We start from the raw sequence: 11495 nt of genomic DNA, 5'->3' as shown, positions 1-11495 counted from the left end.
CCCCTCCGGCGCCGCCGCGAACGTCTTCACCACCTTGGTCGTGAAGTCCTTGGCCACGATGGTGGAGACGGCGACCATCTCGGCCTTGGCCTGTTCGCGGGTGAGCGTCAGCAGGACGAAGCCCTTCGAGACCTGATCGTTGAAGACCACTTCCTTGTTGGCCTTGGCGATCAGCTCCCCGGCGTTGATGCCGGGGCTGACCTCGCCGGCGCCGGGGCTGGTGATGCCGGTGGTCCCGAACTCGCAGGCCACCCGGCCACCGGCCGCGTCGTGCAGCTCGTTGGCCCAGAACGAATGGCTGTCGCCGCTGACCACGATGGGCCGGGCCTTGGTGCGCTTGAACGCGTCGTACAGGCGCTCGCGGTCATGCGAATAGCCGTCCCACATGTCGAGCCCGGCTGGCAGGCCCAGCTCCGCGAACGCCTCGTAGCGCGCCACGCGCTTCCTCGACGCTTCCGGGATCGCAGCGTACTGCTCGGGCGTCAGGTGCTTTCTAGGATCGGCGGGCATGACGCGCGCCATCACCACCTCGTTGCCGATCACCTGCCAGGCGTGGCCGGCCTTCACGGAGCGGTCGAGCTCGGCGCCGATCCAGGCCTCCTGCTTCTCGCCCATCATCCGGCGCTTGGGGTCGGCCAGCTTGGCCTTGAGCTTGGTCAGGTCGCGCTTGCCGCCCACCTCGGGCGCGTCGCTTTCGAGACTGGCCTGGCTGTCGCGGGCGGTCAGCCGCGTCTCGACCATGATCAGGCTGGCCAGGTCGCCGAAATGGAAGCTGCGCATAGCCGCCTCAGCCAGGCCGCCGCCGGCCGGTTCGCGGATCGGCATCCACTCGAAATAGGCCTTCAGCGCCGCGGCCTTGCGCGTCGTCCAATCGCCCTCGGCGCCCGGCGTGTGATTCTGCGCCCCGGTGGAGAAGCTGTCGTTGGCCGTCTCGTGGTCGTCCCAGACCACGATCCAGGGCGCCTTCGCATGCGCCGCCTGCAGGCCGGGATCGGACTTGTACTGCGCGTGACGGCGCCGGTAGTCGTCGAGGCTGACGATCTCGCGCGGCGGGTCGTGCGGCCGCTCGCCGGCCACCGCGGAGTCCATGCCGTAGCTCTCGGGCCCGCCGTACTCGTAGATGTAGTCGCCCAGATGCACCACAGCGTCGATCCGCGGCGCGTCGGCGATGGCTTGGTAGGCGTTGAAGTAGCCGTTCGGGTAGAGCGCGCACGAGGCCACCGCCAGCACCGCGTCCTTCGTCGCGCCGGCCGGCAGCGTCCGGGTGCGGCCCATGGGCGATTTCACGCCCGCGGCCTCGAACTCGAAGGTGTAGGCGCGGCCCGCGTCCAGGCCGGTGGCGTCCACCTTCACCGTGTAGTCGCGGCCCGGCCCCGTGACGCCCGACCCGCTCTTGGCCCCACCCGCGCGCCGGTCGATGGGGTTCAGCCGCCAGGTGTAGGCCACGTCCGCGCCGGGCTTCTCGGGTGTGATCCGCGTCCACAGCACAACCCGGTCCTGCTTCGGATCGCCCGAGGCGACGCCGTGCTTGAAGCTCACGCCGGAGCCTTGCGCCATCGCCGGCGTCGCCGCCCCCAGACCCAGCAGCGCCAGCGCCTTGCGTCGATCGATCCGCATGTTCGTTGCTCCCCGCTTCCAGCCCGATATGAACGAGGCATAGCACAGGAGTACGACAGCCGATGTCCAGCGGGCAGCATGGCGTCTGAGGCAGAAGACGACGAGGTCTACGGCCTGCGGGTGGTGACGCTCGAAGCCGGCGGCCGGGTGGACAAGGCGCTGGCCGCGGCCCTGCCCGAGTTCAGCCGCGCGCGCATCCAGGCGCTGATGGCCGAGGGCCGGGTCAGCCGCGGCGGCGTCCCCCTCACCGACGGCTCGGCGAAGGCGCAGGCCGGCGACTATCGCCTCGAGATCCCGCCGCCCGAACCCGCCGACCCGCAGCCGGAGAACATCCCGCTCACCGTGCTCTACGAGGACGAGCACCTGATCGTGGTCGACAAGCCGCCCGGCATGGCCATGCATCCCGCGCCCGGCAGCGAGAGCGGCACACTGGTCAATGCGCTGCTGCACCACTGCGGCGACAGCCTCTCCGGCATCGGCGGCGTGGCGCGGCCCGGGATCGTCCACCGCATCGACAAGGAGACCTCGGGCGTCGTCGTGGCCGCCAAGACCGACGCCGCCCACCAGGGCCTCTCGGCCCTCTTCGCCGCCCACAACATCGAGCGGACCTACGTGGCGCTGACCCGCGGCGCCCCCTCGCCGATCCGCGGGACCATCGAAGGCGCCATCGCCCGCTCGACCCACGACCGCAAGAAGATGGCGCTCACGAAGACCGGCGGCCGCCACGCCGTCACCCACTACACGGTCGTGCGCACCTACGGCCCGCCGGAGAAGCCGCTCGCCGCCCGCGTGTCGTGCCGCCTCGAGACCGGCCGCACCCATCAGATCCGCGTGCACCTGGCCAGCAAAGGCGCGCCCTGCCTGGGCGACCCGACCTATGGCTCGGGGAGCCCGGCCGCGCCGGTCAGGGCCGCCATCGAAGCTGCACAGCTTTCCCGGCAGGCCCTGCACGCCGCCGTGCTGGGCTTCCGCCATCCGGTGACGGGCGAGGCGCTCCGCTTCGAGAGCCCGCCGCCGGACGACATGGCGAAGCTCGAGGACCTGCTGGAGAAGCTTTGAGACGAACGATGCTGGCCCTGGTTCTGGGCCTGCTGCCGGCGCCCGCGGCCGCTTCGCCGGCTGCTCAGCCGCCCGCCACGACGACCACCTGCACGTGGACTTCCGTTAGCGCCGCCGCGCCAGCGTCAGCGTCATCGCCACGGCGACGAGGATCAGGGTCGTGGCCCGGGCGTCGTACGTCCCGCCCCACATCGGCAAGGAGAAGGCCGCAACGTTGTCCAGGGCATGGAACAGCGCGACCGCGAACAGGCTGCGGCCCGAGCCGAAATAGAGGCGCACCATCACGACCCGAACGGCGACGGTCTTGGCGCACTGCCAGGCGATCCAGTCCCAGGCCCGATCGGCCTGCAGGAACGGGATCAGATGCCACGCGGCCCAGAATACCCCGATCAGCAATGCGGCGGCGAGCTCGCCCCAGCGCTTCGCCAGCGGCTCCAGGATGTAGGCCGACCAGCCGAGCTCCTCGCCAAGGCCCGCGACGAAGAACGCCGCCAGCATGACGAAGGGCGCCCAGAGCGCGACCGGCGAGACCGGCGCGAGCCCGCCCTGGACGAGCGCGGGCAGCCAGGTGACGAGCGGCATCAGGATGACGACCCCCCACCAGGCGCCGTGGCCGCGCATGCGGGCCACGTCGAACGAGCGGGCCACGAGCCGCCTCGCTCCGGCCGCGCCGTCCGCACGCGCCGCGAGGATCAGCGCCGCCAGGGCGGGCATGAAGGCCATCAGCCCGCTGAGCGGCAGCCCCGGGAGCGGCTCCGCCTGCGCGACTTCGGCCAGCGCCCAGAACGGCAGCGACAGGAGGATGACGAGAAGGAAGTAGCGCATCGGGCGGCGCCAGCATCCCGCGCCCTGCGGCGAAGCGCGAGCATAAAGCGGGGGCCGCCGGCCACGACGACGCCTCACGGGACTTCCGACAGCGACCGGCTTCCCCGCGGCAAGTTGACCTGTGTTACGCGACGTAACTGGACCTTAGGGTTCGGACTGCAGGGCTTGTGCAGGCAGGCGAGGGACAGACATGCAGGCGGCCGGCGTCAAGAGCGGAGCCGAATGAGCGGGACGCCCGCGGCGAAGCCCGCTCCGGGCAGCGAGGCGGCGCGCGCGGCGGCGGCGCGTCCGCTCGACATCGCCACCAGTGTCGAGCTCGCGCTGATCGGCACCCGCGACCGGGTCGCGTTCGCCGCGGTCTTCGCAGCAGCGTCCCTGTTGATCCACCCATGGATCGTTCCCTTGGCCTGGCTGGCGGCGATCGTGGCCTGGGAGTTCGCGATCCGGCCTCGCCTGGACCGCGTCGTGCTGCGGCTGCCCCCCACACGGGCCGTTACCGCCTATGCCGGCGTGAACTTCGTGGGCGCTTGCCTGTATGTCGCGGTGGCGCTGGGCGGGCTCGCGGATGGCTCGCCGGTGGGCATCGCCATCGCCGCCCCCTGGCTCGTCGGCTCGCTGATCAACGTCTTCGTCTATTTCGGCGCGAGCCGGCAGATTCTGTGGGCCTGTCTGACGCCGCCCTTGGCCGCGATCGTCGCCGGACCCAGCCTCGCCAACGGCGTGACCCTGGAGTCGGTCGTGATCGGCGCCCTGATGCTCGCCGGAATCGCGTCGGCGCGGGGCTACGCCCTGGACCACAACGCGCTCAGCAAGACGCTGGCCGACCGCCAGACGGCCTACTCCGACGTCGAACGGAAGCTGGCGGTGACCATCGAGGCGTCGGGCGACGGGCTGTTCGAGATCGACCTCGTTCGCGACGAGCTGCGGGCGAGCGGCACATGGGCGAAGATGTTCGGTCACTCCGCCGAAGGGGTATTCTCCCGGCGTGGCGGCTGGCGCAATTACGTTCACCCCGACGACATGCAGATGGTCGACGCGGCCTACGTCGCCCACTTCCGGGGGGAGACCCCGCACACCAGCATCGAGCATCGCATGCTGTGCCACGATGGCTCGGTGAAGTGGGTGCTGGCCCGCGGCCGGCTGATCGAGCGCACGGCCGACGGGCGTCCGGCCCGCATCGTCGGCACGACCATGGACCTGACCTCGCGCAAGCTTCTGGAGCAGCAGCTCGAGGCCGCACGCGACGCCGCCGAGGCCGCCAATCAGGCCAAGAGCGCCTTCCTCGCCAACATGAGCCACGAGATCCGCACGCCGCTGAACGGCGTGATCGGGACCGCCGGCGCCCTGGCGCGCCGCCCGCTTTCGCGGGACGAGCAAGAGATGGTCGCGCTGATCCAGTCGTCCGGCCACACGCTGGAGCGCCTTCTCTCCGACATCCTGGACCAGGCGAAGATCGAGTCGGGCCAGTTCGAACTCCTGTCCGCGCCGTTCGACCTGCGCCACGAGGTCGAGACCGCCGCCGAGCTGATGCGCGCCCGGGCCGACGAGAAGGGCGTGCGGTTCTGCGTGACCTACGGCGCCAATGCCCAGGGCGAATTCACGGGCGACGCCGTCCGCATCCGCCAGATCCTTTCGAACCTGGCGTCCAACGCCATCAAGTTCACCTCGGAGGGCGAGGTGCGGATCGAGATTGACGCGACCGAGCCGGCGGCTGCAGGCGCCGCCACGATCGTGCAGATCCAGGTGATCGACACCGGAATCGGTTTCGAGCCGGAGGCCGCCGAACGGCTCTTCGCGCGCTTCACGCAGGCGGATGGTTCGATTTCCCGTCAGTTCGGCGGCACAGGCCTGGGGCTCGCGATCAGCCGGACGCTGGTCGAGCTCATGGGCGGCGAGATTTCAGCCGCTTCGCAGCCGGGGGCGGGGTCCGTGTTCACCGTCCGCCTCCCCCTGTCCCGATCCGCCTCGCTCGTGAGCGGCGAAAACGGCAGGAGCGCCGCCGAGGAGAACGACGCCGACGTGGGGCAGTTGCGCGTTCTGCTTGCCGAGGACCATCCCACGAACCAGCGCGTCGTGCAGCTGATCCTGGAGCCCGCCGGCGTCGACCTGACGATCGTCGACAACGGCCGCGAAGCCGTGGAGATGTTCCGGCCGGGTCAATTCGACCTGATCCTGATGGACATGCAGATGCCGGAGATGGACGGCCTGACGGCCACACGCGAGATTCGGCGCCTCGAGCTGCAGGCGGGCGGAGCCCGCACCCCCATCGGCATGCTAACCGCCAACGCCATGCGCGAACACGTCGAGCAGTCCCTGGCCGCGGGCGCCGACCACCTGATCTCCAAACCGATCACGCCGGAGCGCCTGACGCAGGGGATCGAGGCGACCCTCGAACGGGCCGAGGCGTCGCGCACGGACACGCGCGACGCCCTGGCGGGATAGACCTAGACCCGCTCTGGCGCCGCGTCGGCGGCAGCCTTGATCGCGGCGATGTCCAGCTTCCGCATCTTGAGGAACGCGTCGCTGACGCGCTTGGCCTTGGCGGGATCGGCGGGGCTCAGGAGCTTCGGCAGGTCCTTCGGGATCACCTGCCACGAGAGGCCGAAGCGATCCTTGCACCAGCCGCAGACGCTCTCCTCGCCGCCGCCCTGCACGAAGGCGTTCCAGTAGCGGTCGATCTCGGCCTGGTTCTCGCAGGGGATCTGGAACGAGATCGCCTCGCTGAACCTGAACTCCGGCCCGCCGTTCAGGCCCACGAACTTCTGCCCGTTCAGCTCGAAGTCCACGGTCATGACCTCGCCCGCCTTCTTGCCCTCGATATCCGAGGGGTAGGGCGTGACAGCCCCCAGCTTAGAATTCGGGAAGAGCGAGACGTAGAACTTCGCCGCGGCCTCGGCTTCGCCGTCGAACCAGAGGCAGGTGATGAGCGGTTGCATGGGGGCTCCTTTCTGAGGTCGGAGGGTTGGTGTCCCAAAGGACGCCCGACCGCACCCCGTTCCGACAGCCCCGCACAGAAACAGCGAAATGTGCTCACGGGGTCCGCCGCGCCGTCCGAGGCATGCAGTTTTCCTATCAAATCCGTAAGGAACGGCGCCTTGTTTGCGCCATCTGAGCAGCGTAAAAATCTTGACTACAGAAGTCGGATTTTCGGCGGGTCGTCACTCCCAGCGGCCTAGCGTCACCGCAACCTCGCACCTATCTGAGTGGTTGGAGGGGACGATCGTCGAAGCGCGCCCAAAGCACGGACCGCCGTGCAGCGGGGTTGGAACGCGCGGCGGCCCGAGAAAGTCCTAGCGTATGAGGGGATAGACCCATGGCCGCGAACGTGCTCGCCGTGATGTCGCCTGAAGGCGGCCTCAGCCGGTACCTGTCAGAAATCCGCAAGTTCCCCATGCTGGCCAAGGACCAAGAATTCATGCTCGCCAAGGCCTGGCAGGAGCATCAGGATTCCGAAGCCGCACACCAGCTGGTGACCAGCCACCTGCGCCTCGTGGCGAAGATCGCCATGGGCTACCGCGGCTACGGCCTGCCGATCGGCGAGGTGATCTCCGAGGGCAACGTCGGCCTGATGCAGGCGGTGAAGAAGTTCGACCCGGACAAGGGCTTCCGGCTGGCCACCTACGCCATGTGGTGGATCCGCGCCTCGATCCAGGAGTACATCCTGCGCAGCTGGTCGCTCGTGAAGATGGGCACCACCGCGGCGCAGAAGAAGCTGTTCTTCAACCTGCGCAAGGCCAAGTCCGAGATCGCCGCCCTGCAGGAGGGCGACCTGCGCCCCGACCAGGTCAGCCAGATCGCCACCAAGCTGGGCGTGCTGGACGAAGAGGTCGTGTCGATGAACCGTCGCCTGGCCGGCGGCGACGCGAGCCTCAACGCCCCGCTGCGTTCGGACGGCGAGAGCGAGTGGCAGGACTGGCTGGTCGACGACCAGACGCCCTCTCAGGAGAGCGTCATCGCCGACAACCAGGAAATGAACCTGCGCATGAGCCTGCTGCAGTCGGCCATGACCGAGCTCAGCGAGCGCGAGCGCCACATCCTGACCGAGCGCCGCCTGAAGGACGAGCCGACCACCCTGGAAGAGCTCGCCGCCGAATATGGCGTCAGCCGCGAGCGCGTGCGCCAGATCGAGGTGCGCGCCTTCGAGAAGCTGCAGAAGTCGATGCAGGCGGCGGCCAGCGAACGGAACCTGATCGAGGCCTGAGGGCCGGATCGGGGATAGAGAAACTGCGGGGCGGCCAGGGCGACCTGGCCGCCCTTTTCGTTGCTGCACGGCTCTCGGATTTCACACGTTTTAGGTGAATAATCCCAACCTGCAGCCCGTGCGACTGTCGGTCACATGAGATAACACGTTAGATTAACGGTCGTTATCTACCTTCGGTGGTGCGCCATGGGGGTTCGCGTGCTGCAGCATCGAAGGATGACGCGACCCGTCAGGGCGCCGGCCGCAATCCCGCGGAGGGCGAAATGACCGCTGTCCTGACCTGCGTCCTGGTCGAGCACGACTGGCGGCTGGTGCTGCTCGCCGCCGCCGTCTGCGTCTTTTCCTGCAGCATGAGCCTCGGGCTCTACGCGCGCCTCGGCCGCAGTCCCGACTACGCCGGCCGGGCGTTGACCCTGGCCGGCTTCGTCGCCGGGGCCGGGATCTGGGCCACACACTTCGTCGCCATGATGGCCTTCCGGTCGGACGCGCCCGCGGCCTACGACCCGGGCCTGACCGGCCTGTCGCTGGTGCTCTCCATTCTCTTCGCGACGCTCGGGTTCGGGGCCGCGGCGCAGCCCGCCGCGAACCGCTGGCTGGGCGGGGCCATCCTGGGCACAGGCGTTGCCGCCATGCACTTCACCGGGATGCTCGCGCTCAGGGTCCCGGGCCATCTCGCCTGGAACGCGACGGAAGCCGTCGCGTCCATCGTCATGGGCGTGGCCCTGGCGAGCGCCGCGTTGCGCGTCTGCACACCCGGCGCGCGCCGGTCCCGGCTCGCCATCGCCATCGGCCTGTTCACCTTGGCGATCGTCGGCCTGCACTTCACGGCCATGGCGGCGGTGCGCATCACGCCGGATCCGCGGGTGATCGTCTCCGGCGCCGTGCTCCCGCCTCAGCAGGTGGCGCTGGCGGCCGCGGCGGTCACCGTGGTCAGCCTCTCCGCCCTTGCCGCCGTGGTCCTGGTCGGCCGCTCGCGGCGCATCGCCTTCGACCGGCTGCGCGACGCCATCGATGCGATGCCGAACGGCCTCGCCGTCTACGACGCCGACGATCGCCTGGTGGCCTGGAACGGCGCCTTCGCCGACTTTGCCGGGCCCGCCGCCGGCATCGCCCTCGGAGCGCCGCGACAGGCGCTGGTCCGCGTGCTGGGCGAGAAGCTGGCCACCGCGCGGGGTGAGGCCCAGGCCGAGGCGCCCGACATCGCGTCGGGCGAGGCCGTCGAGCTACCGTCCGCCGACGGGCGCTGGTGGCGGGTCGAACGGCGTGCGACGCGCCGCGGCGGCTCGGTGAGCGCCTTCGTCGAGATCACCGCGCAGAAGGCGGCGGTGGCGGCGGCCGAGGACGCCAGCCTCGCGAAGTCTGTGTTCCTGGCGAACATGAGCCACGAGCTGCGCACGCCGCTGAACGGCGTCATGGGCGTGGCGAGCGCGCTGCGGCGCGAGGTGGCGAGCGCCCAGGGCCAGGAGATGCTCAGCCTCATCGAGGACTCCGCCCGCACGCTCGAGCGGGTGCTGTCCGACGTGCTCGACCTGTCGAAGATCGAGGCCCGGAAGATCCGGATCGAGCAGCGGGACTTCGACCTTCGACGCGAGATCGAGGCGGCGGTCATGCCGTTTGCCGCGCGCGCCGCCGACCGCGGCGTCGGCTTCCGGGTGCAGGCGGACGAGATCGAAGGCCTAGCCGTCTCGGGCGACGCGCTGCGGATGCGCCAAATCCTGTCGAACCTGGTGTCTAACGCCGTCAAGTTCACCGAGGTGGGCGAGGTCGCGGTCGCCGCCACGGCGCATGAAACGGCCGACGGCTGGGACGTGGTCGTCGAGGTTCGCGACACCGGCATCGGGTTCGACGCCGGCGACGCCGACCGCCTGTTCGAGGCGTTCGAACAGCACGACGTTTCCACCACGCGCCGCTTCGGCGGCACCGGCCTGGGGCTTCCCATCTGCAAGGGGCTCGCCGACCTGCTGGGCGGCCGCCTGACCGTCAGCTCACAGCCGGGCCGGGGGAGCTGCTTCCGCCTGGAAGCGCGCTTCGCCCGGGCCAGCACGGTCGCCGAGGACCCGGCCGGCCTGTCCGAGGCCGCCGACCTGCGGCCGCTACGGGTGCTGCTGGCCGAGGACCACCCGACGAACCAGCGTGTGGTGCAGTTGCTGCTGGAGCCCTACGGCGCCGACCTCGTCATCGTCGAGGATGGGGAAGCCGCTGTCGCCCGCTGCTGCAGCGAGCCCTTCGACCTGGTGCTGATGGACATGCAGATGCCGGTGATGGACGGGCTCACCGCGACCCGCCGCATCCGCGCCTGGGAGGCCGCGGAGGGCCGCGCGCCGATCCCGATCGCCATGCTGACGGCCAACGCCACGACGGAGCACGTCGCGCTGGCGCACGCCGCCGGCGCCCATCACCACATCGCCAAGCCGATCTCGGCCGAGTCGCTGGTCGCCGGGATCGAGGCGACGCTCGCCATCGCCGCGGACGCTCCGACCCAGGCGCGGGCTTCCGCCTGAGCCGGGTGGGCTATAGCTCGTGGCGGGAACCGAACAGCCAGCCCGTCACGCCCAGCGCCGCCAGCGCGCCCGCGATCTGGGCGGCGATGAACACCGGCGCCGAGCCGGGCGCGATGCCGGCGAAGGTGTCGGTGAGGCTTCGGGCCACGGTCACCGCCGGGTTGGCGAACGAGGTCGAGGCGGTGAACCAGTAGGCGGCGGTGATGTAGAGTCCGACGGCGGCGGGTGTGAACGCGGGCCGGAAGCGCAGCGTCCCCAGGATCGTCGCCAAGAGGCCGAAGGTCGCCACGAACTCCGAGAACGCCTGGTCCGGCCCGTCGCGCAGCTTTGTCGACACCTGCAGTATGGGCTCGGCGAACATCGCATGCGCCGCGAAGACGCCGACGGCGGCGGCCACGACCTGCACCGCCACATAGCCAAGCGCCAGGCGCCAGCCGATTTCGCGCCGGAGCGCGAAGACCAACGTCACGGCCGGGTTGAAGTGCGCGCCCGACAGCGGCCCGAAGATGGTGATCAGCACCACCAGCGCCGCGCCGGTGGCCAGCGTGTTGCCCAGCAGCGCGATGGCGTCGTTCCCGCCGGCCAGGCGATCGCCCATGATCCCCGAGCCCACCACCACGGCCAGCAGCAGGGCCGTCCCCAGCGCCTCGGCGGCGAGCCGGCGTGCGGGATCGAAGGCCTCGCGCGGCGGCTCCAGGCTTGCGCCCGTCTCGACGTCGGTCATCCGGCGGGCTGCGCCGCGCTCGCGCCGATCTCATCCAGCTTCCGCTGCAGCGACAGCTTGTCGAGCTTCGCGAGCGGCAGGTTCAGGAAGATCGAGATGCGGTTGTTGAGCATGCGATAGGTGTCGGCGAAGGCGAGCCCGATCTCGGCCTCGTTGCCCGTGGCGCGCGCCGGGTCGGGCATGCCCCAGTGGGCCGTCACCGGCTGGCCGGGCCAGTACGGACAGGCCTCGTCCGCCGCGTCGTCGCAGACGGTGAAGACGAAATCCAGCTCCGGCGCGTCGGGGTTGTTCTCGCGCGCGAACTCGTCCCACGACTTGGACCGGAACTCCGCCGTCCCGTGGTTGAACTTCCTGAGCAGTTCGAGCGCGCGCGGGTTGACCTGGCCAGTGGGGAACGAGCCGGCGGAGTACGCCTTGAAGCGCCCGCCGCCCAGCCGGTTCATGATCGCCTCGGCGATGATCGAACGGCACGAGTTGCCGGTGCAGAGAAAGAGAACGTTGTAGGGGCGGTCTTCCATCCGGGGTTCCTCAGCAGCGGGCGGGGGCGCAGGCGCCGCTGGCGGCGGCG

Annotated in this window: 9 protein-coding genes; 4 read left to right on the top strand and 5 right to left on the bottom strand. The window is 70.2% G+C overall.

The genetic code is table 11. The features are described from left to right. On the bottom strand, positions 1-1617 hold a 1617-nt coding region (locus VGD44_RS13185), incomplete at its 3' end, for an alkaline phosphatase D family protein (protein WP_331087729.1). A gap of 78 nt (positions 1618-1695) precedes the next feature. Between VGD44_RS13185 and VGD44_RS13180 the strand changes: the two genes are divergently transcribed. Further along, on the top strand, positions 1696-2676 hold the full coding sequence (locus tag VGD44_RS13180; RefSeq protein WP_331087727.1) for an RluA family pseudouridine synthase: 981 nt from the start codon (positions 1696-1698) through the stop codon (positions 2674-2676). A gap of 105 nt (positions 2677-2781) precedes the next feature. On the opposite strand, the gene VGD44_RS13175 is transcribed toward VGD44_RS13180, so the two are convergent. After that, positions 2782-3501, bottom strand: coding sequence for a CPBP family intramembrane glutamic endopeptidase (locus VGD44_RS13175; RefSeq protein WP_331087725.1), 720 nt, complete (start codon positions 3499-3501; stop codon positions 2782-2784). A 222-nt stretch (positions 3502-3723) separates the two neighbouring features. Between VGD44_RS13175 and VGD44_RS13170 the strand changes: the two genes are divergently transcribed. Continuing rightward, a complete protein-coding gene (locus VGD44_RS13170; protein WP_331087723.1) occupies positions 3724-5943 on the top strand; it encodes a hybrid sensor histidine kinase/response regulator in 2220 nt (739 codons plus the stop codon). A gap of 2 nt (positions 5944-5945) precedes the next feature. Here VGD44_RS13170 and VGD44_RS13165 read toward each other — a convergent pair whose 3' ends face one another. Beyond that, entirely contained in the window at positions 5946-6437 is a 492-nt protein-coding gene (locus VGD44_RS13165) for a VOC family protein (protein WP_331087721.1), read from the bottom strand. 377 nt (positions 6438-6814) lie between these two features. Between VGD44_RS13165 and rpoH the strand changes: the two genes are divergently transcribed. Both rpoH and VGD44_RS13155 read left to right on the top strand, forming a co-directional pair. Then, positions 6815-7702: an RNA polymerase sigma factor RpoH gene (gene rpoH / locus VGD44_RS13160; RefSeq protein WP_331087719.1), complete on the top strand. Its 888-nt coding sequence runs from the start codon at positions 6815-6817 to the stop codon at positions 7700-7702. A gap of 263 nt (positions 7703-7965) precedes the next feature. After that, on the top strand, positions 7966-10203 hold the full coding sequence (locus tag VGD44_RS13155; RefSeq protein ID WP_331087718.1) for an MHYT domain-containing protein: 2238 nt from the start codon (positions 7966-7968) through the stop codon (positions 10201-10203). Between the two features lie 10 nt (positions 10204-10213). Here VGD44_RS13155 and VGD44_RS13150 read toward each other — a convergent pair whose 3' ends face one another. Together VGD44_RS13150 and VGD44_RS13145 are read right to left on the bottom strand one after the other, a co-directional pair. Further along, entirely contained in the window at positions 10214-10927 is a 714-nt protein-coding gene (locus tag VGD44_RS13150) for an MIP/aquaporin family protein (RefSeq protein WP_331087716.1), read from the bottom strand. Continuing rightward, positions 10924-11445 (bottom strand): arsenate reductase ArsC, encoded by a 522-nt coding sequence (locus VGD44_RS13145; protein ID WP_331087715.1) that lies wholly within the window; start codon positions 11443-11445, stop codon positions 10924-10926. The genes VGD44_RS13150 and VGD44_RS13145 overlap by 4 nt, the downstream gene beginning before the upstream one ends. Positions 11446-11495: the final 50 nt, after the last annotated feature.

It is taken from the genome of Phenylobacterium sp. (assembly GCF_036402295.1).
Taxonomy (GTDB): domain Bacteria; phylum Pseudomonadota; class Alphaproteobacteria; order Caulobacterales; family Caulobacteraceae; genus Phenylobacterium.
This window is presented reverse-complemented; position numbering and strand designations above follow the sequence as displayed.